Raw genomic sequence first — 26423 nt, 5'->3', positions numbered from 1 at the left:
GATAAGCAAAAGACTTAGGAGTAATTTTGAAGCATTTAACCCATTATTTTCAGTATATTCGTATGATATTGATTAGCGTAAGCCTAATAGGGCTTTCAGGATGTATTAGCTGGGTCACCCCAGCGGTAACACCTCAGTTAACTGAGTTACAAGCGGGTGAATACACTTTAGACCCCAATCATGCTGCGCTACTGTTTAAAATTCAGCACTTAGGTCTGTCTACCTATGTGGGACGTTTTAATCAATTTGATGCCCGACTGAGTTTTGATCCTAACAACATGCCAGCTGCACAATTAGAAGCTACAGTGCAAATTGATTCATTAGATATTAATAATCAGAAACTTGAAAAAACACTGCAAAATAGCAGCTGGTTTGATAGTGAACAGTTTCCACAAGCTTATTTTAAAAGCAAAAAAGTCACCCCTATTGATGTAATAAATACCGATTCTAACATCAACAATCAGTTTGAGTTCCATGGCCTGTTAACCCTACACGGTGTGACTAAACCGGTTACATTTAACGCTACTTTTCATGGTGGCGCCGATAACTGGATGACAGGAAAATACACCCTAGGTTTTAGTGCGATAGGCACAATTAAGCGCTCCGACTTTGGTATGAGCAGTTACATCCCCATTGTGGGCGATGAAATTCAATTAGAAATTTATGCGGAGTTTTTAAAATGATGATATTTGCCGTTATCATGCTAGGAATATGGATAGCGTTATTGGCTGTGGGATATAGTTTTTATGCCCTATCGCCATGGGTTATTGGCGCGTTTATGGGCTTAAATCTACTGAGTTTTATTATCACCTGGTACGACAAACGTATTGCCACACATAATCAACAGCAATCCTCTTCATTAAATCAACGCAGTCGAATAAGTGAAAAAACCTTATACATTTATGCCCTACTCGGTGGCTGGCCTGCGGCAATAATAGCCCAACAGCACTTTCGTCATAAAACTCAAAAGAATGCTTTCAAATATCGATTTTGGTTGTCGATTATTGCTAATATTTTGCTCACTATCGGCATCAGTTACTTGTACCTGCTATACATTATTTAATGTCATTGGGTTTATTTAACTTGGCGCAAAAAGCCTTCATTGTGACCTCAATATAAACTAGGTTACACTATAACAATACTTTCCATTATTGATAATAAAGAGAATTTTTCATGCGCATGATCATTGCCGTAGCCGTAATCGCTTTAGTTATTTTTTACTTTTTCAACCAAATGACTAACCAAAAAGCCGCTAAAGAAAACATTGCTAAAGGCAGTACCTTTTTAGCTGAAAATGCCAAGCGCGAGGGCGTAATACAAACTTTATCAGGCTTACAGTATGAAGTGATCACTAAAAGTGACAACACCGAACACCCAACCGCCAAAAGCAATGTAACAGTGCATTACCATGGCACCTTGATTGATGGTACGGTTTTCGACAGCTCAGTTGAGCGCGGACAAACAATTGCCTTTCCACTGAATCAGGTCATTAAAGGTTGGACCGAAGGCGTTCAGCTAATGACAATTGGTGATAAATTCCGTTTTTATATTCCAAGTCAATTGGCTTATGGCAATCGTACTAGCGGCAAAATTGTTGGCGGGTCAGTGTTGATTTTTGATGTTGAGTTATTTGAAATAAATTAATTTAGTTCACTTTGTTACTTTACCTGAACGCCTCATTTTTTGAGGCGTTTTTGTTCTGATAAACTCAACTCAAATAATTAAGCTGTTTCACCTCACTATGGCACTGCATTTGAGCATTAACATTGTAAATACAGCTATAGTGGTTATCTAAAATAATATTTCACCCAATAGGTGAAAGAAATCGCTCCTTTATCCTGTCTTTAGTATTTATCTGAACCTTAGGTTCACAAAACTCGCTTTTTCCGCTTAGGTTTAAAGCACTTATTTATTGTCATGAGCAACACAAACTTATCGAGGTCCTCAATGTTACTGAATAAAATCCCCCTACTGATTAAAGCCAGCTTAATTATTTCTCTTCCGTTAATTACCTCACCAGCAACAGCCTCAGAAAAAACCATTGCTGAACTGGTAGATGCTGTAAATGGTACGCCTGATACGGTAAGTCGTGATGCGGGTAAAAAAGTGAAGTTACGTAACCATGCAAAGGGATTTTGTACCTCAGGAGTGTTTAAGCCTAACCCAGCAATCAATGACACTTTAACTATTCCATTTTTAAATCAAGCTGAAATAGACATCATTGCACGCTTCTCCTTAGGTGGCACTAACGCCCATGCTACAGATAAAACTGCGGGGCGCTTTATGTCACTTAAAATTGATGGTGATAAAGAAAGCTTAAACTTTGTCACCTCTAATGCTGAAGTGTTTTTCGCCAGTAATCTAGATGATTTTTTTACCTTCCAAACCAAAGTCAAACAGGGACCGGAAGGTAAGCAATGGCTTATTGATAATAAACCTCACGCTAAAGCTTTTTTTGATTATGTAAAGCAACTTACCCCAACCGCAAGCTATGCTAATAATCGCTATTTTGGGGTTAATAGTTTTCTATTTACATCAAAAGATGGCCAATCAATTCCAGGTCGTTGGATTTTCGAACCAGTTGAAGGGGTAATTGGCGCATCAACAACACAGCTGGCTAAGCTGAGTGATGATTTTTTACAGGACGAGTTAAAAAATCGCGTTGAAAATAAACCGGCAAAATGGGACTTATTTATTCAACTTGCAGAAGCAGAAGATAAAATTAATGACCCAACCATTGTATGGCCACAATCACGTCAACGACTGCTGGTCGGCCAAGTGATTATCAATGGCAGTAATGACAGTGCTAACGCTACCTTGGATTGTGCTAAAGGGATTTTTAACCCGCTATTATTGCCAAAAGGTATTGCGCCTTCGAACGATCCTATTTTAAACGCCCGCACACCGGCTTATATTGAGTCTTTTATCAGACGTAATTAATCCGTTAACTCAATAGCGCTTGCGTATACCTACATACAAGCTATACGCAAGCGCTGTTAAGGTTATTCGATGATGCTTACAAAGCTAATGAACTCAAAAAACATGTTTAAGCTAATCTTTACCCAAGATAAAAAGGATCATCTATTGATTTTGCTGGCAGGGTAAACCACTTTGCCCCTGCTGTTGTCATATAAAAATGGTCTTCATGACGCACGCCAAACTCACCCGGCACACATAGCATAGGCTCGTTACTAAAACACATGCCTTCAACTAATGGTGTGCGATCGCTTTTAACTAAATATGGCCATTCATGAATATCTAAACCAATCCCATGACCAGTGCGATGCGGTAGACCTGGAACGGCATAACCCGGTCCAAAACCTGCTTGCTCTAATATTTGTCTCGCCGCAGTATCCACATCACCACAGGGTAAATCAATTTTAGCGATATTAAACGCCGCTAACTGCGCTTGTTGTTCCAATTGCCATAATTCACGTTGGCGCTTGCTTGGCTCACCATACACATAAGTGCGCGTGATATCTGAGTTATAACCTTCTAATTGGCAACCGGTATCAATCAGCACAGTATCATTTTTGTCTAGCGCTTTAGGCGACTTAACCCCGTGCGGGTAAGCGGTATCTTCACCAAATAACACAATACAAAAATATGACCCGCGCTTGGCTCCCACTTTACGATGCGCGCTATCAATAAAGGCGCTCACTTCGTCTGTGGTAATACCTTCATATAACATACTCGCGGCGGCTTTGTGCACTTCAATCGTCATGTTCATGGCTTGTTGAATAAGCGCTAACTCGGCCGGAGACTTAATCATACGACAACCCGCAGTAACTGATTTAGCATCAACTAAAGTTAACTGTGGTGCGGCTTTCGCAATACCATTACTGATAAAATAGGAAGTCGACTCATCAATAGCGAGTTTGGCATGACTGGCCTCTATTCCCATTGCTACTAGAGTGCCAACGAGCAACACATATGGACTTTCATCTTCGTGCCAAGTATTCACAGTCCCGTCAACCAGCATATAGCCTTTGATGGTATCAAGTTCAAACGCAGGAGCAATATACTGCACCTCACCTTTAGCGGGTAAAATAGCGCCCACCATTCGCTCACTGGCAAACCAGCGCATACCGGTAAAGTAATAAAGGTTGGTACCAGCATTAAGATAAACCGCATCGATGCCTTGTTGCTGCATCAATTGCTGCGCTTTGGTGATACGCGCTTCAAATTCAGCTAAGGCTATTGGCTCAACATCCTGAGTCATATTTTTTAAGCCTTCAAGGGCTTGCTGTGGACTAACGCCACCGATACCGATTGTCATGTAAAACTCCAAATTAGTGGGTTATGCTTGATTGCTTCAGCAAAAAGAATAGCCGATAACGCGCGTTGAAATTGTATACAATATAAAGTTACAATTGACTAGGTCAAGTTAAAGTACAGTTCACTTGCAACTTATCATCCGAGCTTGAGATAATCAGGCCACGTTCCTCACTCGCCAACCCTTTTTTTGGAGTCGCCTTTTTATGTCTCAATCATCTGTTATTGCAGAGCGTGTTAGCGCCATTCGCCAGCAGCTTATTATCGAAAATATTGATGCTTTTATTATTCCTCGCGCAGATGAATATTTAGGTGAATACGTTCCAGCCAGAAATGAGCGACTACATTGGGCGACAGGCTTTACCGGATCTGCCGGCATGGCCATAGTGCTAAAAGACACCGCAGCCATTTTTACTGATGGCCGTTATACAGTGCAAGTGCCTCAGCAAGTAGATGGCACACTGTTTCAGTATTTAAGTTTAACTGACGACCCACAAATTGACTGGTTAATCGACACGCTTGGTGCAGGCAGCAAAGTCGGCATCGATAGCCGTTTGCATACCTTAGCCTGGTACCAAAATGCTAAGTCTGAATTTAATAAAGCCGATATTGAATTAATCGATGTGCAGCAAAATCCGATTGATGTGCATTGGCATCATCGCCCTCAGCTGCCAACGTCACCTTTTACCTTGTTCAGCCATGAAGGTGCAGGTCGCAATAGCTTAGACAAACGCCAACAAATAGGCGCGTTAGTGAAAAAACAAGGTGCGGATGTCGCATTAATCGCCGCACTAGATTCATTTTGTTGGTTGCTGAATATTCGAGGTAACGATGTGCCACGCTTGCCGGTTATTTTAGGCTGCGCCCTATTAGCGACCAATGGTGACATGACCTTGTTCACTGACTTAGCTAAAGTGCCAGCTGGTTTTACAGAGCATGTGGGCACAGGTGTCACCGTAAAAGATGAAGCTGAATTAGTTACAGCATTAGCTGCGTTGACTGGGGTTAAATTATTAGCTGATCCTAACTCAGCTAACGCATTTTCACAGCTTCAAGCTCAAGCGGCTGGCGCAAAATTAATTGTCGGACTGGATCCTGTAGCTCTGCCTAAAGCACAAAAAAATTCCGCAGAACTTGCTGGTATAAAAGCCTGCCATATTCGTGATGGGGTGGCCGTGTCACGCTTTCTAGCCTGGTTAGACAGTCAAGTTGAACAAGGTATTATGCATGATGAAGCCGCTCTTGCTGAGCAATTAGAAAGCTATCGATTACAAGACCCACAATATCGCGAGCCTAGTTTCGATACCATTTCGGCAACGGGTGCTAACGCGGCTATGTGCCACTATAACCACAATAATGGCACGCCAAGCACTATGGAGATGAATAGTATTTACTTAGTGGATTCTGGCGCACAATACTTAGACGGCACCACAGATGTCACCCGTACAATAGCCATTGGTAATGTGACCGATGAACAGCGAAAAATGGTCACTTTAGTATTAAAAGGCCATATCGCCTTAGACACGGCTCGTTTTCCTAAAGGCACTTCAGGTGTGCAACTCGATGCATTTGCACGCCAGTATTTATGGCAACATGGTTTTGATTATGATCACGGTACAGGTCATGGTGTGGGTCACTTTCTAAGTGTTCATGAGGGCCCACAACGCATTGGCAAAAACGTCAACGGCGTCGCGTTATTACCGGGAATGGTGTTATCCAATGAACCGGGCTATTACCGTACAAATGGCTTTGGTATTCGTATAGAAAACTTAGTGGTAGTGCAACACTGTGAAGCACTAAAAGGCAGTGAGCGTGAAATGTATGAATTTGATGCCATCACGCTTATTCCTATGGATGCACGTTTGATTGATAAATCACTACTCTCAACAAGTGAAATTAATTGGTTTAATCAATATCACGCCAAAGTACGCAAAACACTGACACCTCTTATGCAAGGTGATGATTTAATTTGGTTAAATAAAGTTACCGAGGCTATTTAAGCGCTTATTGCTACAATGTATAAACGGCGATCATCAACAGTTCGCCGTTTATATTGGATAAAGTGTAAGAACTATACAAACTCTGTCGAAAAGTTTGTTATAATCCGCGCCCGTCAAAACACGTACGTTTGATACGCCAACATGCCTAACATTACTGATAATATCAGGCATTAATTGTGCGTAACTTATCCAAAAACATACGCTGTAATATACAAATATTGTAAAACCCCGCCGAATAAACTGTCGGCTTGATGCTTAATTAGGAACTGAAACCATGAAATTTGAATCTTTTAGCTTCGCACCTGAAATTTTACGCGCGATCGCTGAATGCGGTTATCAGACAATGACACCTGTTCAGCGCCAAGCCATTCCCGCTATTCGCCGTGGTTCAGACGTCTTAGCCAGTGCCCAAACGGGTACAGGTAAAACAGCTGCATTCGCCTTACCTATTTTGCAAAAAATGATGGAAAAGCCTAGAGCTGCGATAGCCTCTAATACTCGCGTGCTGATATTAACCCCAACACGCGAATTAGCAGCACAGGTTGCCGACAATGTTGCCGCTTACGGTAAACACATGAACATAAATGTATTAACCATTTATGGTGGCGTCAAGATGGAAAGCCAAGCTGCAAAACTGAAGCGCGGCACCGATGTTATCGTTGCCACGCCAGGTCGATTACTCGAGCACATTTTGTCGTGTAACTTAAGCTTATCTCACGTGGATTTTTTAGTGTTAGATGAAGCTGACCGTATGCTTGATATGGGCTTTAGTGCTGATATTGAAAAAATCTTGCAAGCGGTAAATAAGAATCGCCAGAATTTACTGTTTTCTGCAACCTTCTCTAACGCAGTAAAAAAACTAGCAAATGACATGCTAAACAAGCCTGTCATTATTTCTGCTAACGATCAAAATAGTACTGCGGATACCATTAGCCAAGTGGTTTATCCGGTTGAACAGCGCCGTAAACGCGAATTATTGTCTGAATTAATTGGCACGAAAAACTGGCATAAAGTATTAGTATTTAGTGCGACGCGAGCAGATACCGAGCAATTAGTGAAAGAGTTAAACCTTGATGGTATTCCGACCGCTGTGGTTCATGGAGAGAAATCTCAAGGTACACGTCGTCGTGCTTTACGTGAGTTTATGGAAGGTAAAATACGTGTATTAGTGTCAACAGAAGTCGCTGCGCGTGGTTTAGATATTCCTGACTTACAGTATGTGGTCAATTATGACCTGCCTTTCTTGCCTGAAGATTATGTGCATCGTATTGGTCGTACTGGTCGTGCGGGTAAGTCCGGGGTAGCTATCTCGTTTGTTAGCCGCGAAGAAGAACGTACACTTAATGATATTGAAAAGTTAATTGGTCAAAAAATTCGCCGTATTACAGTACCTGGCTATGAAGTTAGCAATCGTGAACTGCTACTTAAACAAATTCAAAAGCGTCGCAGTTTTGGTAAAAGTAAACAACGTGATGATAGTGCAAGCGCGCAAATGATTGCCGAAAAAAGCATGCAAGGCCGCCGTGTATCCGTTGGTCAATCTAAAGATGCTGTAAAGTATAAAAAGATTAAGTAACCATTCAACCATCGGGTGAGCCATCACCTAATATCACAAAGCGTAGGTAATTAACCTGCGCTTTTTTGTGACCGCAATAAATGAATTAATAAAGGCATTCATAATTAACAAGTTAAATCATTAGCCCATAAATGTCACACGTCTAATCAGTCCGGCTTCAACTTCATAAGCCGCAATCACTTTCACACTTCTATCAATGCAATTGACATCTTCACTAGCCGACTCTGCCAACTCGTGATCAACTAAATACTGTCCTTGGACAATGCGTTTTATAGAGGTGGCACAAAGGTATTTTAAACTGGCAAATTTAGCACCGTATTGTTCAATTAACTTTGCTTTACCTTGGTATTGTCGTCCGCCCGACAAAGTAAATATTTCGATATCATCATGATAGGTTGCAGCAAATGCGACAATATCTCTGGCGTTATACGCTTGCAGTTGCTGGTCAACTACCACAATAGTGATCAATTCTTGTTCGGTAAAACTCTGACCTGTAAATGATTGTTGCATAGCTACCTCTGATAAAAAGTTTTTAACACAGCTAAATTATTCACCCGCCTGAACCATAGCCAAAATCTTTACCGCCTTTTCAAAATGATCTAGTTGATGGGTTTGGATCCACCAGGTCGCCGCTTCCATTAATAATTCAGGATTATCATTTTTATTGGCAAAGAATGCATAAAAAGATAACCCGACATTAGTGCCTTTTTGGCCAATTTTTTTAAGGCAAACAGCCATAATCGTTTCTCTTAATGTGTGCCGCATTAACTACTCCTAATATTTATTTTACATCTACTGAAATAAACTAGCAGATACTCGGGTCTAGTTGGTCAACTGAATGCTATTTTACCTACTTAGGAACCTTTATGATCAATAAACTCGTGCTCGCTGCAACACTGGCCGTTGCCAGCTTAACCGCTATAGCAAAACCAATCGCGTTAGATGAAAACAGCATTAGCCCACTGCTTAATGGCCATGAAATACCTGATGTCACATTAACAACTGTTGAAGGCAAAGCCATTAATTTAAAAGAGCTGGTTAGTCAAAAAAATACCATGTTCTTTTTCTACCGCGGTGGATGGTGTCCATTTTGTAATGTACAAATGGGGCAGCTACAAGCTATTGAGCCTAAGTTAATTGAAATGGGTATTCAGCTAGTAGGAATATCACCCGACTCGCCTGAAAAACTGCAAGCTTCAATGACAAAAAACAAACTTAACTACTTGCTCCTGTCAGATGAGAAAATGGCAGCTGCACAGGCGTTTGGCTTAGCGTTTTACACCAGCGATAAAGTCACCAACTTGTACCACGCAAAACTGGGCGTATCGAACACTCTTCATAAAACTCCTGCGGGTGAAGCGCGTTTAGTGTTACCAGTACCTGCCATCTATCTAAGCGATAAAACAGGTTTGATTCAATTTATGTATGCAAACCCTAATTATAAAGTCCGTGCAGCGCCTGAACTCATTTTAATGGCAGCCAGTTTAGTTGAATAAGCTCATTATTTAGCACCCACTTCCACGCTCCACTTTGGGTATAACAGCAATGCTGCTTATACCCTTTTTTTGATTGTTTTTTTATTCGCATTTAATTATCTTTTGCTACACTTAAGTCATTAAATATACAAGAAATGTGATTATGGCTCGCAAATCTATTTTAACCCGGCTGAATAAAGTGTTTGCCTCAATAACAATACTGGTCATTCTTATTGCCAGTATTTTTGCTTACACCAGTCAAAAAATGCATATCACCAGTGACGCTATTTTGGACGCTGACTTGCCGTTAGAATTAGCTGTTGAGTCAATGAATACTACGCTAAAAGCAATGCAGACCAATGCCGCACTGTATTTGTTAGGGTATGAAGATCAAAAAATACAGTATCAGCAAAACTTTAACGCACTACAAAACATTCAACAGCAAATTACTGAAAAAAATTTACTTAGCTCCACAGAACAAATCGCTACATTTAATCGCATATACCACCTTAGCAATACGTTAAACCAGCAATATTTAACGCTGATATTTAATGCCTACCGACCCGCGGATGAAAATAAAGCAAAGAGTATCGCGACTGATTTATTGATTAATACTGCGACCCCACTTGAAAAGATTATCCGCATGCGGGCCAATGATGAAATCAAAGGTTCTCAAGAAAACTCTGATGAAGATGAGTTACGCTATGATGACATTCCCGCTATTCAATATTATTTGCAAATGGTCGATGAAGCGGGTGATATGCAGAGCGCATTTGCAAGATATCTATTAAATGATCAATATGCTAAACAAGAGTTTGATGATAAAGCAGCTAATTTTTTACAATGGCTGCAATTATTGGAGCCATTAGAACAAGATGAAGATGAATTAAAAGACATTATTTACATCAAACAGTTATTCCAACAGCTAGTCAATGACGGGCATCGTTTATTCCAACTCTATAACCCTCAGGTTTTAGCTTCTGCTACAGATGCTTTTCATAATATGAAAAGTAACCAAATCGTAGAAATTGAACAGCAAATGGCTGTATTAATAAAAACGACTTCAAACCAGGTTATTCGTCAGTTAGAAGACTTAAAAAATACTAATATGAATAGTATTATTCTATTGGCTATTTTCGCTGCCATAACCATCATACTGCTCATTTCATTAAGCTTTTATGCAAAAAAAACTATCTACTTGCCGATTGCCAATTTAGCTCAATCTGTTGATGCATTACGTCTTGGTGAGCGGAATATTCAATTTAAACATAATGATGATGAACTGGGAGATGTGTTTACCAATGTGGCCAAATTCCAACATGATTTACGCCAGCTTGATGTACTACAACAGAATAAAACTGCTTATAAGCGACAGTTAGAGCTTGAAAGAGACAAACTTCAGCAAGCTATTGAACACTTGACGCAAGCGCAAAAAAAACTGATTAATAGTGAAAAAATGGCTTCGCTTGGTGCACTTGTCGCCGGGATAGCCCATGAGATAAATACTCCAATAGGTATAGCCGTCACCATCAGTTCTACCTTTGATTCACGTGTAAGGGAATTTGTTAATCAAGCAAAAACTGGGCTACTTAACCTGTCTGATTTAGAGGTCTTTGAGCAGGAAAGCCTAGAAGGCCTAAGTATTATGCAACGAGCATTGGATAGGGCTGCAGAATTAATTCATAGCTTTAAGCAGGTGGCCATAGATCAATCAAGTGAAAAACGGCGTGAATTTTTACTCGATGAAATGCTAGATGAAGTGTTTAATACTTTAAAGCATCAAATAAAACGTTCGCCTTACAATATCCGTATTGATTGCCCGCCAGATATACTGTTGAATAGTTTTCCAGGACCTTTTGGGCAAGTTATCACTAACTTATTTAATAATGCTATTTTGCATGGATTTAATGGTGCCGATACCGGTGAGATTAACGTTAAAGTGACCCATGAAAAAAACAATAAGGTAAAAATTAAATTTAGTGATAACGGTGTCGGTATTCCAATCGCTAACATTGATAAAATATTTGATCCCTTCTTCACCACAAAATTAGGCCAGGGAGGGTCAGGACTTGGAATGAACATTGTTTATAACATCGTTAATACTATTTTAGGCGGTGATATTAGTGTGCATAGTCGAAATGGAACCACGTTTACAATTACGATACCTATTGTTGCGCCGAAGGAATTACCACACAAGGAGAGTGAGTGATGTCTGATTTTTTCTTGAAAATCATCAATGATAAATCTTTAAAAATCAGTGATTCGCCCTCCAATGGCATGGAAAAAACCAACACCTCAGCTGCAAATGTTGAGCCTTGGATTATTGGTATTATTGATGATGAACCATCAATGCATGAAGTCACTAAATTAGCGTTATCTCGGGTAGAAATACTCGGTCGCCCGCTGACTTTTGTGAGCGCTTTTAGTGCTGATGAAGGTTACGAACTTATCAGAAACCATCCTAACATGGCGCTAGTATTACTCGATGTAGTGATGGAAACCGAAGACGCAGGTTTAAAATTAGTAAAGCGTATTCGGCAAGAACTTAAAAATAAGTTCTTGCAAATCATTCTTCGCACTGGGCAGCCGGGGTTTGCCCCCGAAGAGAAAGTCATTATTGACTATGAAATAAACGCTTATAAGACTAAAAGTGAACTCACTAGAGCAAAGCTATTTACTGTATTAGCGGCAGGTATTCGCAGTTATCGACAAATCACCGCATTAGAAAAAAGTCGACAAGGCTTGCGTGCGGTTATTGATGCCTCTTCAAATTTACTGCAAGAACGTTCTGTTTTCGATTTTTCTAGCGGAGTGTTGAATCAAATTGGTGCACTGTTCGACATTGAGGCCGAAAGTATTTTTTGCGTCTCTCAGCGACCACAAAATGGTCCATCAGCCATTATCAGCAGCCAAAGCGATGATTATATTGTGGTTGCAGCCAGCCATAAATATCAACCTTTGTTTGGTAAAGGGCTAACTAAGCTTGATAAAACAGACCGTGCTATTCAATCGGTTTATCAGGTACTTGAACAAAAATCCCATTTATTTAACGATGAATTCAGTTGCCTCTATTTATCAACGCCTTCACTTTGGGAAGGTGTGATTGTGGCAGAAAAAGCTGAAAAACTAAAAGATGTCGACCAAGAATTACTGCAAGTTTTTTGCATGAATGTCGCAGTAGGATTAGAAAATGCCAAATTTTTTAACTATTTAAATAAAGCCGCATACTTAGATGAAGTGACTGGATTATATAGTCGTGCAGGGTTTATTGATCACGCAAAAGCTTTTCATCAGCTGCATGGGGACAATATTTGTCTATATTTACTGGATGTAGACTACTTCCATAATATTATAGAAAGTTTAGGATATGAGTTTGGTAACAAAATCCTAAAACGTATTTCTAGCCATTTAATATCTTCTTACGGTGAGGACGTGCTAATTGCTCGGTTACATTCTGACGTGTTTGCATTGTTATTACCCAATGGCCTAATTAAACCACAAGACATAGCACTAAGAAGCTCCTTTCCGTTTAACATTGATGAGCACTCTATTAGGCTAGGTATGACGGTTGGCGCAGCACAGCTCAGCAAAGAGTTGATACTTGAGGGGCTGTACCAAACGATTAATAATAATGGTAAACGTACATTTGATGCGGCGTTATTATTACGTCATGCCGAAATAGCGCTTAAAGTAGCCAAAGAAAATCGTCGCGGTTCCGGTCAGCTATTTGATCAACATTATGAAGTAGATTCACATAAAAGAATGAATCTGCTTAACGATCTTCGCCAGGCTATTACTCAGCAGGAACTGTTCTTAGTGCTGCAACCTAAAGTGCATACTACCAACGAAAATATTATTGGTTATGAGGCACTATTACGCTGGAATCATCCACTGAAAGGTCCCATTCCACCGAATGCATTTATTCCCGCAGTGGAAAAGTCAGGCTTATATTATGATGTAGACTTATATGTTGCTAAAGCGGCCTGCCAGTTGCTTAATGATTACCCACAAATAACTCACCCTATTTCGATTAACCTATCAGCAAACTCGCTGAAGCATGAAACCTTTGTTGATGAATTGTATGCGATTTTTGAACAAGCCAATATAAGCTTAAGTCGAGTTGAATTAGAAATCACTGAAAATGCTTTAATCCATTCCGATTCCGCGATTAAAGAATTAGATAAACTGGCAGAGTATGGGTTTACTATTTGTTTAGATGATTTTGGAGCTGGATATTCGTCATTAGGTTATTTACTCCGCCTGCCACTGCATACGATTAAAATTGATCGTGCTTTTGTGTCGCATTTAGTCGGTAACATTAATGCACAAATAGTCTTAGAAGGCATTATTCATATGGGGATTAAACTGGGTAAAGATATGGTCGTAGAAGGTATTGAAACAGAACAACAGCTGGCATTGGTAAAAAAAATGGGCGCTGACGTAATTCAAGGCTTCTATTTTTTCAAACCTTTATCCATTGAACAAATTCTCAATTTATCAGACCAATATCAGATATAAAAATGTCAGAATAGCTTAAGTCCAAGTACACTATACATTAACGACAAGATCACTCTGTATTAACGATATAGCATTTACACTGGAACATTGAAACAGCATGACTGAAACCTATAACTCAGCAGTACTTAATTTGGCTGTCACTGGCATACATGATTTAACCGAATCGAATAAACAACACAAGGGTGTTCGCACTCCGGCACAAGAAAGCCACTTTTTATGCAGTTGGATGGTCGATTCTCTCAAAACAAAACGCTTTTCAAAACTGGTTGCTGAAGATTTAACTCAATGGATCCGTCTTGGTAGAAGCCAAGGTGCTGGCGCCCAGCTAAAGCAACTACTCGAACGCATCGTTCTACAATATCAAGATGCTAAAACCGCTAAACTGGGTGAGGCATTAGATGCATTGCTAGCCGATTTTAGCCAAAAAAGCTGGTTAGTCGTGACCGACACGCCATTATCAAGCAAATTAAAATTAGACGGCGATGGCCAATCAAGTGTGGTGGTTTGTGCTGAGCAGATGAAAAATCATCGCAAAGACGCTGAGTTGTTAAAACCAATTGCATTGTATGTCAGGGGTGATGAAAATGTGCTTGCAGCAATAGCACTACAGCATGGCCTATTAATTAGCCAGGCAAATAAAAAAACCACTTTAATTAAACACCACAAAACCTATCTAATCATCCCACAAAACCAACATCTTAGCTTGTGTTTGCTTGCAAGGTTAAAGTAGTCACATTTTGTAATAAAAAAGGTTGAATAATTGCTTCAAGCTGATATATCTATTAACGGGTTGTTTTCAAAAAAGGATAATTCTTGAAGCCTTTACTTTGTACCTTGTCATTAACATTTTGTTTAATCATTTCCAGTCCGGCTATGGCTAACACAGTGTTGAAATACAATGTGAGCGGCTCTAGCAGCTGGGTACCTTATTACGTACCTAATCAGTCAGAACATCCAGGAATTCTTGGTGAACTAGTACCTCAGCTTTTAATTCAGGCTAAAATAGATAGTGAGAAACAAAATTATCCGCCAAAGCGCACAAACCAAGCATTAGATAGCGGCCTACTCGATTTTGATCTAGTCAGCCCTAGCTGGTTCCCAAATGAAGATATGGGAGACAAATTTGTTACCTCTGATCCTATTATTAACATTCAAGAAAATATCATTACCCTGAAAGAAAATGCTGTCGCATGGCAAAATATCGACAGCATTAAAGGTCAAGTCATTGGTACAGTGAGAGGTTATTTGTACCACGATGATGCCTTCTTTACGCGATTCGACTTTACCTCTGAGCGAGAGCTGATCAAAGCACTGCACAAAAAACGCATTAACGCGGCTATATCAGGTGATTTGCCTGCTTTATATTGGAGTAAGCAACTTAATCTTCCCATCACACTAGCAGCGGTTCATTCAGATGGTGTATTAGTTATGCGTCTTAGAAAAGAGCATAAAGATTTATTGCCAAGGATCAATGCGGCTATCGCCATTTTAAAAGACAATGGCACAATTAAAACGATCACCGACAAATACACCCTCCACGCGATATTAAGTGAATAAACTTAGCCAAATAACACTAAAAAGGATTCAGGCTATATCCTTGCTGCGCTAATACGGCATGTGCCGTTAACGCAGATAATGCCATCTCAACATTTGGCAATAAATCATCCTGACCAATACCATAATATGCCGCGGTTTGGCCGCATACATAAAATTTCACTTGGTATTTACTCAGTTCAGCAATTAATGGCTTATTCGCATTGGGCGTATTTTTATGGGTTTGCTGGTACATCGCATTGTTGGTCATATCCATCGCGGCTTTACCATGTACAACTAAAGCTAACTCTATATCCTCAGGTTTAACGCCAACGGCCACATGCATATTGATAAATCGAGCCAAAGTATCAATCTGTCTATTCACCTCACCAGCGTTTGCTGGTGAACCGAGGTCAAATGCGACTTTAAATTTCATATTTTGTGGGATAACTAATTGACTATCAACCTCTGCAATTTTACCAAACTCTTTAATTACAGTGCCGGGTTTAAAAGCGGCTAATCCTGATGTGGCATAGCTGATTTGGCTAAATGGCAGTAGCATTAAAAGCACAAGGCTGCTAAATATTTTCACTCGGTTAGATGTTTGGTACATAAAATCTCCTGCGGTTGCAAAAGTTGCTCATCCGTTGTTATCACAGATATACTCATTGCTGATTTATTGGTTGAAAGCGTGATCATGAAGATAAGACAAATTACCCCCAAAGATTGGCCTGCCATTATGACTATTCAAGCCAACTGTTACCATGACGTAAATCCTGAGCCATTGGAAGTCATGCAAAGTAAATGGCATTTATCACCACTGAGTTGCTTAGTATTAGAGCATAATGATCACATTGTAGCTTATATACTTTGCCACCCTTGGCCAAAGGGCGATGCCCCCAAGTTAAATACCATATTAACAGCAACACATGACACTCAATCCTTATACATACATGACATGGCAGTATCACCCTCTGCACAGGGGTTAGGTGTAGCCAAACAGCTCGTTAACCACACCATACACGCGTCTGCTGAACAAGGCTTTTCTGGCATCGGTTTAGTTGCTATTCAAGGGGCGAGTGAGTTTTGGCAGCGCTATGGCTTTAAACCTTTTAATGATGTTAACCCTGCATTATTAACGTCACTAGCCAGTTATAGCGACGATGCTTGTTATATGTTCTTTCAGGGCAATAACTAGATGAATCCGACGTTAACAACAATAGGCCTTTTGTGTCTGAGTAATATTTTTATGACGTTTGCTTGGTATGGTCATCTGAAAACCATGAATAGTAAACCTTGGATAATTGCTGCCTTAGTCAGTTGGGGAATAGCCTTATTCGAATATTTATTACAAGTTCCGGCAAATCGTATTGGTTATACCGTAATGAACGTGGGACAATTAAAGATTCTGCAAGAAGTGATTACTTTAAGCTTATTTGTTCCCTTTGCGGTGTTCTATCTCAAAGAACCACTCAAGCTAGATTATCTTTGGGCAGGTTTATGCATTCTCGGTGCAGTATATTTTATTTTTAGAAGCGACATATGATCGCGTGAGGATTGTGAATGGCACGCCAAGTGATTTATACCTTTAAAGGCAAAACCAAAACTATTGCGTTTAGTTATGACAAACACCATGACCTTTATGAAGCAGCGGCAGAAGCCGAAGGGATCGATTTAACCCGTTTTCTGGCGATGGAACAACAAGTGGCTTTGACCTCTAAAAAAGGTGCTAAAGCGGAAAAAGAATTTCGTCAAACTGAATTTACACGCTTTGGTTTTACTAGCATTAAATTTGTTCGTGAAGAAGAAGTATAAGAAGGCTAATTGATATGTTAAATGCAGAACACGCCAATTTTCCCCGTGCAAGTTTTGTACGACGTTTAGGGGCAATGATTTATGACGCCTTGCTTGCTGTCGCGGTATATATGATTGCTGGCGCCATAGGCTTTGGGGTTTTCTACGGTTTATATACCACTGGAATAATTTCATTAGGTGGCTATGAACATATATCAGATACACTGAATAACACCCCTGTTTATCAAGGTATTTACCAGCTATGGTTGGCCTTATGTGTGGGTGGCTTTTATGCACTATTTTGGAGTAAAGGCGGCCAAACTCTTGGCATGAGAGCCTGGCGTTTGAAAGTGCAACATCCTAACGGCCAAAACCTGAGTTTTATTACTGCTTGCGCCCGTGTTGTTTGGTCAATATTAGGACTAGGCAACCTATTTATTTTATTGAATAGCGACAAATTAGCCTTACAAGATAAAATGACTCGGTCTGAAATAGTCATATTATCTGTTGAAGCGAATCAAATGCGCAACTGGCATGGTGCTTAACGCTATCCTGATATAGTGCTAATTCTATCTGTATTATTAAATACGCGCTTCGGCGCGTTTTTAGTTTTACACCTACTGTAATTGTCATTGTACTAGGCTTAATACTGATACCTGACCATAAGGACATATCAAATGAAAACAATAGGGTTAATTGGCGGCATGAGCTGGGAAAGCACTCAAAGCTATTATCAAGTGATTAATCAGTCGATTAAGCAGAGTTTAGGCGGATTACATTCAGCAAAAGTGATTCTTTTTAGTGTTGATTTTGCTGAAATTGCCGCCCTACAAGCCCAGGGTGACTGGCAAAGTGCTGGAGAAATCCTTGCTGACGCAGCACATAAATTATCACTTATTGGTGCCGATGCCATTGTAGTATGCACCAATACCATGCACAAAGTAGCCCCACAAATTGAGGCTGGTATTAATATCCCTCTGTTGCATATTAGTGATGCTACTGGTCAAAAATTAGTGAACGATAAGATAACTAAAGTGGGCTTATTGGGCACTAAATTCACTATGGAACAAGCTTTCTATAAAACACGGTTAACCGACCACTTCCCCATTGAGCTTATCATCCCGGATCAACAAGACAGAGAAACGATTCATCGCATTATTTATCAAGAATTGTGTTTAGGGAAAGTATTGCCTGAGTCTAGAAAGGCATACCTGCATATTATCGATAAATTGGCACAGCAAGGGGCGCAAGCAATTATTCTAGGCTGCACAGAAATAGGCTTACTGGTTAAACAAACAGATACATCTATACCGCTTTACGATACCGCCCTGATCCATGCAGAAGCTGCAGTTGAATTTATGCTGAGAAAATAAAGCGACATAGATGAATTGAATCACTATATTATTCGATTGTACTCAGCTAATCAAAAAACTAAAAAGGCCACATTAAGTGACCTTTTTAGTTTGTTATCATAAGCTGAGGGTAATTTACTTCCTGATATAGTAAAAGGCCAAACTGGTAAATAAAATACTTGGAGTAACAGCACCGACCACAGCAGGAAGATCATACACCATACTCATAGGACCAAATATCTGATTACTGATGTAAAAACTAAATCCCGCCACCACACCGAGTAATACCCTAGCCCCCATGGTCACTGTACGCAAAGGACCAAATACAAATGACAAGGCAACCAGCATCATCACTGCAACGGTTATGGGCTGCATTATCTTGCGCCACAACGCCAATTCATATCGGCTAGGGTCTTGTTGATTCACTTCCAAATACTCTAAATATCCCAGCAGCCCTTGAATAGACAACGCTTCGGGTTTAACCGATACCACCCCAAGTTTGTCAGGGGTTAAGGTTGAACGCCATTGCTCTGTTGGCGTTTCAACCAACTCAATGCGGTCCTCAGACAAATGAGTGGTTGTCACTTCAGTTAGCTGCCATTCATCTTGTTTAAAATCAGCATGTTTAGCCTGGGTTAATTGTACTAATTTTGACTGTTCATCAAACTTATATAAGGTAATATTATTAAGCTTATTAATATCTTGTACTTCACCGATATTGACAAATAAATCACCGTCTTTGGCCCAAATACCTCGATCTGATTTAATTAAACTACCGCCGGATATTTTCGTTGCCTGTAGCTCTTTAGCAGATTGCTCTGCCACTGGCGCGCCCCACTCGCCTAAAGCCATAACCATTATCATCAAAGGAATAGCCGTTTTCATCGCTGACATAGTGATTTGTAAACGCGACATGCCTGATGCTTGCATAACAACAAGCTCAGAATTAGACGCTAGCATTCCCATACCAATGAGTGCGCCAAGCAATACCGCCATAGGGAAAAACATTTCAATATCGCGCGGCACTAAATACAGCACATAAACACCGGCATCCATCATGCTATAACTACCACGGCCCACAAGCCTAAGCTGATCAACCCATTTAATAATCCCTGACAGCCCTGTTAAAACTAACAAACACAGTGCTGAGGTAGTTAAAATTATCCGTGAAATATATAAATCAATTATGTTCATGCGCTCACCTGCTTATTACGTTTAAACAGGCTTAAAAATCTGACACTGGCCGGCCTTTCTTTGCTGAGTAACAATATACCCATTACAAGGGCGCAACCATGTATCCACCACATGCCTAAATACAATGGAATAACTTCATCTTGCAGCGCTTTACGTCCAGCCACCATTAACCCAAAATAACCTAAATACAGTAAAATAGCGGGGAACATTTTAGCGAACTTGCCCTGACGAACATTGACTCTTGCCAAAGGCACTGCGATTAATGTCAGTAGCGGAATAGATAGCGGAATAGCCAAACGCCACTGGAACTCAGCAACGGCTTCTGGGCCAGGAGTGTCGAGTAATTCATTAATGGGCATAGCAGAAAGCTTACGGCTGCGCTCATCCACCTCTTGCTCTTTTATTTCCATTTTATAGCCGCCAAACTCAATGATTTGATAATTCATTGCATTGGGGCTGCCCTGATAGCGTAAACCACTTTCAAGCTTTAACTGCTGGCTACCAAACTCATCCTCAATCACTTTACCTTGCTGTGCCACAACGATATTGGTTAGCCCCTGCTCATCGCCAACTTCCGGTAACTGAGCGACAAAAACCTTACCTAATTGATTGTCTTTACTAATTGTTTCAACAAAGAGTACCGCACGGCCATTAGGACTGGTTTGAAAACGCCCTTGAGTTAATGCTGCTAGCCCGGCCTCAGATTGAGCTTGTTCAAGCACTTGGTTTTGCCTTTCTTCCGCCCACGGGGACACATAAATAGCCAAATAAGCAGTAAATATCATATTAACTATGGCTAAAATCATTGTGACTCTGGTGACATATAACTCACTTACACCCACACCGTGTAACACTACCATTTCATTTTCGGCATACATTCGCCCATGGGCAAGCAATATTCCCAAAAAGAAACTTAACGGCAAAATTAACACGGTTAATTGAGGCAGATTTAGCCCTAAGAGGGTTAATACCAAAGAAGCTGGGAACTCGCCGTCAGAGGCATCCCCTAAAACACGAACAAATTGTTGGCTAATAAAAATAGTTAACAGCACTGTCAGTACGGCTAATTGTGCTTTTAAAACTTCACCAATCAAGTATCTAAATACAATCACAAATAGGATCCAAGGGCTAAACGTATCTTTTTACTGGAATCAGAGGCACTTTCATGTAAACTGTTTACTTTTAGCAGTTTTGATAGTTTTCTGACCAGCTCGTAAGGTGCAACACAGCTAGAGTTCAGGCAAATTAAGTCGTATTTTTATAACGCTTATTTTGTCTAAATACCAGTCGCTTACCACCTTTAAATTTGATCTGTGGCCTGTAAGCCTTAATATGAACATTATCTTATAAATATAAAAATTTGTCTTTAAGAATCTAGGAGTGCTCATGGAGTTTAGCGTAAAGAGTGGTAGCCCCGAAAAACAACGTTCTGCATGTATTGTTGTGGGTGTATACGAACCTCGCCGTCTATCTGGCATTGCAGAGCAGTTGGATAAAATTAGTGAAGGTTATATTAGTAACCTTCTTCGTCGTGGCGACCTTGAAGGTAAGCCAGGACAAATGTTATTACTTCACCATGTCCCGAACGTGTTGAGTGAGCGTGTATTATTAGTGGGTTGTGGCAAAGAGCGCGAGTTAGATGAGCGTCAATACAAACAAATTATCACTAAAACTATTAATACCTTAAACGAAACAGGCTCAATGGAAGCAGTATGCTTTTTAACTGAGCTGCACGTTAAAGGCCGTGATACCTACTGGAAAGTACGTCAAGCGGTAGAAACCACGCAAGCAAGTTTATATAGCTTCGATGCGCTTAAAACCCGTAAAGGCGAGACTCGTCGTCCACTGCGTAAAATGGTCTTTAATGTGCCGACACGCAAAGAACTGACCATAGGCGAGCGCGCTGTAGAACATGGAATGGCGGTGTCTGCTGGTATGCATTTGTGTCGTGACGTGGCAAATATGCCACCTAACATCTGTAATCCAGCTTACCTTGCATCCCAAGCCCGTCAAATGGCTGAAACCTATGAAACATTAAAGGTATCAACTGTTGGCGAAGAACAAATGGCTAAGTTAGGGATGAATTCATACTTAGCGGTAGGCCGTGCCAGCGCCAACGAATCTATAATGACCATTATGGAATATCACGGCGCGGTAGATAGCACTCAAAAACCGATTGTACTTGTTGGCAAAGGCTTAACCTTTGACTCAGGTGGTATTTCATTAAAGCCAGGCGAAGCTATGGACGAAATGAAATACGACATGGGCGGCGCAGCAGGTGTTATTGGTGCAATGAAAGCATTGTGTGAAATGAAGTTGCCCATCAATGTGATTGGTGTACTCGCTGGCTGTGAAAACATGGTTTCAGGTAGTGCATATCGTCCAGGCGATATTCTCACCACAATGTCAGGCCAAACCGTTGAAGTGTTAAACACCGATGCTGAAGGTCGCTTAGTGCTATGTGATGTATTAACTTATGTTGAACGTTTTGACCCTGAATTAGTGATCGATACAGCCACTCTTACTGGTGCCTGTGTTGTTGCATTAGGCAAACACGCTTCAGGTTTATTCAGCTCACATAACCCACTTGCACATGAAATGTTAAATGCAGGTGAGCAAAGTGGTGACCGCGCATGGCGCATGCCGCTTTGGGATGAGTATCAAGACTTACTAGACAGTCCTTTTGCTGATATGACTAACTTAGGTGGTCGTCCAGCGGGCGCAATATCTGCTGCGTGTTTCTTATCGCGCTTTACCAAGAAGTACAATTGGGCCCATTTAGATGTGGCCGGTACAGCTTGGAACAGCGGCGCAAATAAAGGCTCAACAGGTCGTCCGGTACCGATTTTGACTCAGTTCTTGATTAATCGTTCAGGTATTGATATCAACGAATAAGTTGGTTTTAATATCGGTTAATATTGAAAAGGTGAAGAAGCAATTCTTCACCTTTTTTGTTATTAACACCATAGCGTTTAGCCATTAACCTCAATAACATTTTAGTGTAAACTCACCACTATCTTAACCTCTGCTAACAGCATCGAATTATGACTCAAGCATTGTTTTATTTAATGCCAGAAAATAGCCAGCAAACAAGTGCTTTAGATGCGCTTTATTTGGCTGCTTGTAGGTTAGCCGAACAACACTATAGACAGCAAAAACAAGTTTATATTCATTGCCAAGACAAACAACAAGCCTATGCAATTGATGAATTATTGTGGCAATTTGAGCCAAGCAGTTTTGTGCCTCATAATTTGAAAGGTGAAGGCCCTGTGACGGGTTCTCCCGTTGAAATTGGTTTTGATACCCTAGGACCCAATAAAAGTCGTCAAGTTCTGATTAATCTTGCAGACCAAGCCCCCCAATTTGCTGTAAACTTACCGCATATTATCGATTTTGTGGCTAATGATGACACACTAAAAAGCATAGCAAGAAAACGCTATCGTGATTATCAAACGCTTGGGTGCCAAGTGACTACCCAAGCATTAGCCGAATAAACACTAAATTTAGATTGAGATAAAACGCCCCCATGGAAAAAACATACGATCCTAAGTCTATCGAACAAACGCTTTACCAAAATTGGGAAGAGCAAGGTTACTTCAAGCCACACGGTGATGAATCACAAGGCAATTACTGCATTATGATCCCACCGCCTAATGTGACAGGTAGCCTGCACATGGGTCATGCATTCCAAGACACTATTATGGATACCCTGACCCGCTACCAACGCATGAAAGGTAAAAATACCTTATGGCAAGTGGGTACAGACCACGCCGGTATTGCCACCCAAATGCTGGTTGAGCGTAAACTTGAAGCTGAAGAAGGTAAAACTCGTCACGACTTAGGCCGTGATGCATTTATCGATAAAGTATGGGACTGGAAAGAACAGTCTGGCGGCACGATTACCAAGCAACTTCGCCGTATGGGCGCATCGGTTGATTGGGACCGCGAACGTTTCACTATGGATGAAGGCCTGTCTAAAGCCGTCCAAGAAGTGTTTGTTCGCCTGTATGATGACGAACTAATCTATCGTGGTAAACGTTTAGTAAACTGGGATCCAAAGCTTCATACCGCTATTTCAGACTTAGAAGTGGAAAACAAAGAAAAACAAGGCCATATGTGGCACTTCCGTTATCCATTAGCAGAAGGCGCATTAACCAGCGATGGTAAAGATTATTTAGAAGTAGCAACAACACGCCCTGAAACCATGTTAGGCGACAGCGCAGTGGCTGTGCATCCAGATGATGAACGTTATCAATCATTGATCGGTAAGTTTATTCACCTGCCAATTGTTAATCGTTTAATTCCGATTGTGGCCGACGACTATGTTGATATGGCATTTGGTACTGGTTGTGTAAAAATCACCCCAGCCCATGACTTTAATGACTATGAAGTCGGTAAGCGTCACGCCCTGCCTATGTACAACATTTTCACCTTAGATGCAGCAGTTCGCGCTTTTGTTGAAGTGATTAACACCGATGGCACCCCAAACAAAGACATCGAAATGGCGCTGCCAGAGCGTTACGTGGGTCTTGACCGTTTTAAGGCCCGTGATGCTATCGTGGCTGAATTTGACACGTTAGGTTTACTTGGCAAAATCGACCCACACGGCTTGAAAGTACCCTATGGCGATCGCTCAGGCGTGGTGATTGAGCCATTACTGACCGACCAATGGTATGTGGCTGTTCAGTCAATGGCAAAAACAGCCATTGAAGCAGTTGAAACTGGCGAAATTAAGTTTGTGCCGCAGCAATACGAGAACATGTATTTCTCGTGGATGCGCGACATTAACGATTGGTGTATTTCACGTCAGTTGTGGTGGGGACACCGTATCCCAGCTTGGTATGATGAAAACGGTAAAGTGTACGTTGGCCGTAACGAAGCCGAAGTGCGTGCTAAGCACAAACTTGCCGACTCTGCCGTACTGCGCCAAGACGATGACGTACTCGACACTTGGTTTAGCTCGGCTTTATGGACATTCTCAACCTTAGGTTGGCCTGACAATTTAGAAGATTTAAAAACCTTCCACCCAACGGATGTGTTGGTCACAGGTTTTGACATCATTTTCTTCTGGGTTGCCCGCATGATCATGATGACCATGCATTTCATCAAAGATGAAAACGGCAAACCACAAGTGCCTTTTAAAACCGTTTACGTTACTGGTCTTATCCGTGATGAAGTCGGCAATAAAATGTCTAAATCAAAAGGTAACGTGCTTGACCCATTAGACATGATCGACGGTATCGAGCTTGAAACCTTAGTTGAAAAGCGTACTGGCAACATGATGCAGCCGCAACTAGCGGCAAAAATTGAAAAGAGTACCCGCAAAGAGTTTAGCGAAGGCATTGAAGCCCACGGCACAGATGCTCTGCGCTTTACTTTAGCAGCCATGGCCTCAACGGGTCGTGACATCAATTGGGACATGAAGCGTCTTGATGGTTACCGCAGTTTCTGTAACAAGTTATGGAACGCATCACGTTACGTGTTAATGAACACTGAAGTGCAAACCGATCCTGAAAGCAATGAAGCGGGCGAGCCGTTAGATTGCGGTCAATTATTAGTTGATGGCAAACCAGGCGCTATGGAGTTGTCATTAGCCGATCGTTGGATCATTGGTTTATTTAACCAAACGGTCAAAACCGTTGAAGATCACATGGCAGCTTACCGTTTCGACTTAGCCGCGAATACTTTATACGAGTTCACCTGGAACCAATTCTGTGACTGGTATTTAGAATTAACTAAGCCTGTGATGCAAAATGGCACTGAAGCGCAAATGCGCGGCACTCGTCACACTTTGGTTAATGTGCTTGAAAAAATGCAGCGCCTAATGCATCCCTTTATGCCATACATTACCGAAACGATTTGGCAGCGCGTTAAACCACTTGCCGGCGTAACCGGTGACACGATCATGCTAGCGCCGTTCCCAACGTATCAAGCAGATCAAGTTGATGCAACGGCAATGGCTGACCTTGAATGGGTTAAGCAAGTAATTGTTGCTGTACGTAATATTCGTGCAGAATTAAATATCGCCCCTTCTAAGCCGCTTAATGCATTACTGCGTGGCGTAAGCTATGAAGATCGTATTCGTCTTGAAGCTAACCAAACATTCTTTGCAAGTTTGGCTAAACTTGAAACAATGACGATTCTTCTAGAGGGTGAAACCGCGCCTATGTCGAGCACTCAGTTAGTCGGCAATATGGAGTTATTAATTCCAATGGCTGGCTTAATCGATGTCGGTGCCGAAATCGCCCGTATCGATAAGCAACTTGAAAAACTCGGTCAGGAAATTAGCCGTATTGAAGGCAAATTATCCAATGAAGGTTTTGTGGCTAAAGCCCCTCCTGCGGTTATCGATAAAGAGCGTGAAAAGCTAACAGGCTTAAGTCGTGATATCGACAAGCTCAATGAACAGAAAATTGAGCTCGCTAAAATAGAAGCTTAATTAAGTAATAACATTGCTACAAAAACCAGCGATGCGTCGCTGGTTTTTTATTTAACGATTATTTAACCTCAACTCTGGTTAAGAGATGGGCTTAATAAGCTAAATTCAACAGATTTAGTTTATTTTGTAGCAAACTTGTCGTTTGTTTTGAAAACAAGGCGCATTAACACGTCAATAGCTGGCCTATTGCACGTTAATGAAACGCAGTTAGCAAGACAAAGGGCTGTTTGGTAAGCGTTTATTATCCCGAGCTGAGGTTATTTAGTA

The 26423-nt window shown here is 41.0% G+C and carries 25 protein-coding genes; 19 read left to right on the top strand and 6 right to left on the bottom strand.

The genetic code is table 11. From position 1 onward, the window contains the following. The first annotated feature begins 26 nt into the window (after nucleotides 1-26). The 4 genes from ACRWQN_RS06230 (at nucleotide 27) to ACRWQN_RS06215 (ending at nucleotide 2940) form a co-directional block, all read left to right on the top strand. Nucleotides 27-683 carry a YceI family protein gene (locus ACRWQN_RS06230; RefSeq protein WP_434940202.1) on the top strand — a complete coding sequence of 219 codons (657 nt, stop codon included), beginning with the start codon at nucleotides 27-29 and terminating at the stop codon, nucleotides 681-683. Further along, nucleotides 680-1063, top strand: coding sequence for a DUF1294 domain-containing protein (locus ACRWQN_RS06225; protein WP_434940200.1), 384 nt, complete (start codon nucleotides 680-682; stop codon nucleotides 1061-1063). Before ACRWQN_RS06230 ends, ACRWQN_RS06225 begins: the two co-directional genes overlap by 4 nt. 110 nt (nucleotides 1064-1173) lie before the next feature. Continuing rightward, nucleotides 1174-1644 carry an FKBP-type peptidyl-prolyl cis-trans isomerase gene (locus tag ACRWQN_RS06220; RefSeq protein WP_434930345.1) on the top strand — a complete coding sequence of 157 codons (471 nt, stop codon included), beginning with the start codon at nucleotides 1174-1176 and terminating at the stop codon, nucleotides 1642-1644. 303 nt (nucleotides 1645-1947) lie between these two features. Further along, nucleotides 1948-2940 carry a catalase family peroxidase gene (locus tag ACRWQN_RS06215; protein WP_434940199.1) on the top strand — a complete coding sequence of 331 codons (993 nt, stop codon included), beginning with the start codon at nucleotides 1948-1950 and terminating at the stop codon, nucleotides 2938-2940. 118 nt (nucleotides 2941-3058) lie between these two features. On the opposite strand, the gene ACRWQN_RS06210 is transcribed toward ACRWQN_RS06215, so the two are convergent. Next, nucleotides 3059-4279, bottom strand: a complete 1221-nt coding sequence (locus tag ACRWQN_RS06210) for a M24 family metallopeptidase (protein WP_434940197.1) — start codon at nucleotides 4277-4279, stop codon at nucleotides 3059-3061. A 202-nt stretch (nucleotides 4280-4481) separates the two neighbouring features. Here ACRWQN_RS06210 and ACRWQN_RS06205 point away from each other — a divergent pair, with 202 nt between their 5' ends. Beyond that, nucleotides 4482-6275 carry an aminopeptidase P family protein gene (locus ACRWQN_RS06205; protein ID WP_434940196.1) on the top strand — a complete coding sequence of 598 codons (1794 nt, stop codon included), beginning with the start codon at nucleotides 4482-4484 and terminating at the stop codon, nucleotides 6273-6275. A gap of 274 nt (nucleotides 6276-6549) precedes the next feature. Next, nucleotides 6550-7851, top strand: coding sequence for a DEAD/DEAH box helicase (locus tag ACRWQN_RS06200; protein ID WP_434940194.1), 1302 nt, complete (start codon nucleotides 6550-6552; stop codon nucleotides 7849-7851). Between the two features lie 120 nt (nucleotides 7852-7971). Here the strand turns inward: ACRWQN_RS06200 and ACRWQN_RS06195 are convergent, their stop codons facing one another. Then, nucleotides 7972-8361 (bottom strand): nuclear transport factor 2 family protein, encoded by a 390-nt coding sequence (locus ACRWQN_RS06195; protein ID WP_434940193.1) that lies wholly within the window; start codon nucleotides 8359-8361, stop codon nucleotides 7972-7974. Between the two features lie 36 nt (nucleotides 8362-8397). Then, nucleotides 8398-8616: a DUF6500 family protein gene (locus ACRWQN_RS06190; protein ID WP_434940191.1), complete on the bottom strand. Its 219-nt coding sequence runs from the start codon at nucleotides 8614-8616 to the stop codon at nucleotides 8398-8400. Nucleotides 8617-8717: 101 nt separating this feature from the next. Here ACRWQN_RS06190 and ACRWQN_RS06185 point away from each other — a divergent pair, with 101 nt between their 5' ends. The 5 genes from ACRWQN_RS06185 (at nucleotide 8718) to ACRWQN_RS06165 (ending at nucleotide 15401) form a co-directional block, all read left to right on the top strand. Next, the gene (locus ACRWQN_RS06185) at nucleotides 8718-9347 is read left to right on the top strand and encodes a peroxiredoxin-like family protein (protein ID WP_434940189.1); all 630 of its coding nucleotides are present in this window, start codon (nucleotides 8718-8720) and stop codon (nucleotides 9345-9347) included. Nucleotides 9348-9489: 142 nt separating this feature from the next. Then, nucleotides 9490-11535, top strand: a complete 2046-nt coding sequence (locus tag ACRWQN_RS06180) for a sensor histidine kinase (protein WP_434940187.1) — start codon at nucleotides 9490-9492, stop codon at nucleotides 11533-11535. Next, on the top strand, nucleotides 11535-13844 hold the full coding sequence (locus ACRWQN_RS06175; protein ID WP_434940186.1) for a bifunctional diguanylate cyclase/phosphodiesterase: 2310 nt from the start codon (nucleotides 11535-11537) through the stop codon (nucleotides 13842-13844). The genes ACRWQN_RS06180 and ACRWQN_RS06175 overlap by 1 nt, the downstream gene beginning before the upstream one ends. 97 nt (nucleotides 13845-13941) lie before the next feature. Next, on the top strand, nucleotides 13942-14574 hold the full coding sequence (locus ACRWQN_RS06170; protein WP_434940183.1) for a DUF2913 family protein: 633 nt from the start codon (nucleotides 13942-13944) through the stop codon (nucleotides 14572-14574). A gap of 143 nt (nucleotides 14575-14717) precedes the next feature. Continuing rightward, nucleotides 14718-15401, top strand: a complete 684-nt coding sequence (locus ACRWQN_RS06165) for a substrate-binding periplasmic protein (RefSeq protein ID WP_434940604.1) — start codon at nucleotides 14718-14720, stop codon at nucleotides 15399-15401. Between the two features lie 16 nt (nucleotides 15402-15417). On the opposite strand, the gene ACRWQN_RS06160 is transcribed toward ACRWQN_RS06165, so the two are convergent. Beyond that, nucleotides 15418-15990 carry a DsrE family protein gene (locus ACRWQN_RS06160; protein ID WP_434940182.1) on the bottom strand — a complete coding sequence of 191 codons (573 nt, stop codon included), beginning with the start codon at nucleotides 15988-15990 and terminating at the stop codon, nucleotides 15418-15420. Nucleotides 15991-16074: 84 nt separating this feature from the next. Here ACRWQN_RS06160 and ACRWQN_RS06155 point away from each other — a divergent pair, with 84 nt between their 5' ends. The 5 genes from ACRWQN_RS06155 to ACRWQN_RS06135 all read left to right on the top strand — a co-directional run bounded on the left by ACRWQN_RS06155 (nucleotide 16075) and on the right by ACRWQN_RS06135 (nucleotide 18544). Further along, nucleotides 16075-16575 (top strand): GNAT family N-acetyltransferase, encoded by a 501-nt coding sequence (locus ACRWQN_RS06155; protein ID WP_434928460.1) that lies wholly within the window; start codon nucleotides 16075-16077, stop codon nucleotides 16573-16575. Further along, nucleotides 16576-16923: a DMT family protein gene (locus ACRWQN_RS06150; protein ID WP_434928459.1), complete on the top strand. Its 348-nt coding sequence runs from the start codon at nucleotides 16576-16578 to the stop codon at nucleotides 16921-16923. 17 nt (nucleotides 16924-16940) lie between these two features. Next, nucleotides 16941-17192: a DUF2960 domain-containing protein gene (locus ACRWQN_RS06145; protein WP_434940180.1), complete on the top strand. Its 252-nt coding sequence runs from the start codon at nucleotides 16941-16943 to the stop codon at nucleotides 17190-17192. A gap of 14 nt (nucleotides 17193-17206) precedes the next feature. After that, the gene (locus ACRWQN_RS06140; protein ID WP_434928458.1) at nucleotides 17207-17716 is read left to right on the top strand and encodes an RDD family protein; all 510 of its coding nucleotides are present in this window, start codon (nucleotides 17207-17209) and stop codon (nucleotides 17714-17716) included. Nucleotides 17717-17848: 132 nt separating this feature from the next. After that, on the top strand, nucleotides 17849-18544 hold the full coding sequence (locus tag ACRWQN_RS06135) for an aspartate/glutamate racemase family protein (RefSeq protein WP_434940179.1): 696 nt from the start codon (nucleotides 17849-17851) through the stop codon (nucleotides 18542-18544). A 114-nt stretch (nucleotides 18545-18658) separates the two neighbouring features. Here ACRWQN_RS06135 and lptG read toward each other — a convergent pair whose 3' ends face one another. Then, nucleotides 18659-19717, bottom strand: coding sequence for an LPS export ABC transporter permease LptG (lptG, locus tag ACRWQN_RS06130; protein ID WP_434930356.1), 1059 nt, complete (start codon nucleotides 19715-19717; stop codon nucleotides 18659-18661). Continuing rightward, nucleotides 19714-20829 (bottom strand): LPS export ABC transporter permease LptF, encoded by a 1116-nt coding sequence (lptF, locus tag ACRWQN_RS06125; protein WP_434928455.1) that lies wholly within the window; start codon nucleotides 20827-20829, stop codon nucleotides 19714-19716. Before lptF ends, lptG begins: the two co-directional genes overlap by 4 nt. A 274-nt stretch (nucleotides 20830-21103) precedes the next feature. Here lptF and pepA point away from each other — a divergent pair, with 274 nt between their 5' ends. The 3 genes from pepA to ACRWQN_RS06110 all read left to right on the top strand — a co-directional run bounded on the left by pepA (nucleotide 21104) and on the right by ACRWQN_RS06110 (nucleotide 26156). Next, a complete protein-coding gene (pepA, locus tag ACRWQN_RS06120; RefSeq protein WP_434940177.1) occupies nucleotides 21104-22612 on the top strand; it encodes a leucyl aminopeptidase in 1509 nt (502 codons plus the stop codon). A 149-nt stretch (nucleotides 22613-22761) separates the two neighbouring features. Continuing rightward, nucleotides 22762-23211 carry a DNA polymerase III subunit chi gene (locus ACRWQN_RS06115; protein WP_434930358.1) on the top strand — a complete coding sequence of 150 codons (450 nt, stop codon included), beginning with the start codon at nucleotides 22762-22764 and terminating at the stop codon, nucleotides 23209-23211. A 32-nt stretch (nucleotides 23212-23243) separates the two neighbouring features. Then, entirely contained in the window at nucleotides 23244-26156 is a 2913-nt protein-coding gene (locus tag ACRWQN_RS06110) for a valine--tRNA ligase (protein WP_434940175.1), read from the top strand. Nucleotides 26157-26423 lie beyond the last annotated feature (267 nt).

Origin of the sequence: Shewanella sp. HL-SH8, from assembly GCF_051165765.1 — a bacterium.
In the GTDB taxonomy this organism is placed as follows: domain Bacteria; phylum Pseudomonadota; class Gammaproteobacteria; order Enterobacterales; family Shewanellaceae; genus Shewanella; species Shewanella glacialimarina.
The sequence above is the reverse complement of the archived record's forward strand: the minus strand, read 5'-3'. Positions and strand labels throughout refer to the sequence as shown.

What these genes read in the sequence shown, in the direction of transcription:
- ACRWQN_RS06150 (WP_434928459.1), top strand. Translation starts at nt 16,576, where the DNA reads ATGAATCCGACGTTAACAACAATAGGCCTTTTGTGTCTGAGTAATATT.
- ACRWQN_RS06140 (WP_434928458.1), top strand. Translation starts at nt 17,207, where the DNA reads ATGTTAAATGCAGAACACGCCAATTTTCCCCGTGCAAGTTTTGTACGA.
- ACRWQN_RS06220 (WP_434930345.1), top strand. Translation starts at nt 1,174, where the DNA reads ATGCGCATGATCATTGCCGTAGCCGTAATCGCTTTAGTTATTTTTTAC.
- ACRWQN_RS06215 (WP_434940199.1), top strand. Translation starts at nt 1,948, where the DNA reads ATGTTACTGAATAAAATCCCCCTACTGATTAAAGCCAGCTTAATTATT.
- ACRWQN_RS06135 (WP_434940179.1), top strand. Translation starts at nt 17,849, where the DNA reads ATGAAAACAATAGGGTTAATTGGCGGCATGAGCTGGGAAAGCACTCAA.
- ACRWQN_RS06200 (WP_434940194.1), top strand. Translation starts at nt 6,550, where the DNA reads ATGAAATTTGAATCTTTTAGCTTCGCACCTGAAATTTTACGCGCGATC.
- ACRWQN_RS06205 (WP_434940196.1), top strand. Translation starts at nt 4,482, where the DNA reads ATGTCTCAATCATCTGTTATTGCAGAGCGTGTTAGCGCCATTCGCCAG.
- ACRWQN_RS06145 (WP_434940180.1), top strand. Translation starts at nt 16,941, where the DNA reads ATGGCACGCCAAGTGATTTATACCTTTAAAGGCAAAACCAAAACTATT.
- ACRWQN_RS06170 (WP_434940183.1), top strand. Translation starts at nt 13,942, where the DNA reads ATGACTGAAACCTATAACTCAGCAGTACTTAATTTGGCTGTCACTGGC.
- ACRWQN_RS06195 (WP_434940193.1), bottom strand. Translation starts at nt 8,361, where the DNA reads ATGCAACAATCATTTACAGGTCAGAGTTTTACCGAACAAGAATTGATC.
- ACRWQN_RS06190 (WP_434940191.1), bottom strand. Translation starts at nt 8,616, where the DNA reads ATGCGGCACACATTAAGAGAAACGATTATGGCTGTTTGCCTTAAAAAA.
- ACRWQN_RS06185 (WP_434940189.1), top strand. Translation starts at nt 8,718, where the DNA reads ATGATCAATAAACTCGTGCTCGCTGCAACACTGGCCGTTGCCAGCTTA.
- ACRWQN_RS06180 (WP_434940187.1), top strand. Translation starts at nt 9,490, where the DNA reads ATGGCTCGCAAATCTATTTTAACCCGGCTGAATAAAGTGTTTGCCTCA.
- ACRWQN_RS06165 (WP_434940604.1), top strand. Translation starts at nt 14,718, where the DNA reads ATGGCTAACACAGTGTTGAAATACAATGTGAGCGGCTCTAGCAGCTGG.
- lptG (WP_434930356.1), bottom strand. Translation starts at nt 19,717, where the DNA reads ATGAACATAATTGATTTATATATTTCACGGATAATTTTAACTACCTCA.
- ACRWQN_RS06110 (WP_434940175.1), top strand. Translation starts at nt 23,244, where the DNA reads ATGGAAAAAACATACGATCCTAAGTCTATCGAACAAACGCTTTACCAA.
- ACRWQN_RS06115 (WP_434930358.1), top strand. Translation starts at nt 22,762, where the DNA reads ATGACTCAAGCATTGTTTTATTTAATGCCAGAAAATAGCCAGCAAACA.
- ACRWQN_RS06225 (WP_434940200.1), top strand. Translation starts at nt 680, where the DNA reads ATGATGATATTTGCCGTTATCATGCTAGGAATATGGATAGCGTTATTG.
- pepA (WP_434940177.1), top strand. Translation starts at nt 21,104, where the DNA reads ATGGAGTTTAGCGTAAAGAGTGGTAGCCCCGAAAAACAACGTTCTGCA.
- ACRWQN_RS06160 (WP_434940182.1), bottom strand. Translation starts at nt 15,990, where the DNA reads ATGTACCAAACATCTAACCGAGTGAAAATATTTAGCAGCCTTGTGCTT.
- ACRWQN_RS06155 (WP_434928460.1), top strand. Translation starts at nt 16,075, where the DNA reads ATGAAGATAAGACAAATTACCCCCAAAGATTGGCCTGCCATTATGACT.
- ACRWQN_RS06175 (WP_434940186.1), top strand. Translation starts at nt 11,535, where the DNA reads ATGTCTGATTTTTTCTTGAAAATCATCAATGATAAATCTTTAAAAATC.
- ACRWQN_RS06210 (WP_434940197.1), bottom strand. Translation starts at nt 4,279, where the DNA reads ATGACAATCGGTATCGGTGGCGTTAGTCCACAGCAAGCCCTTGAAGGC.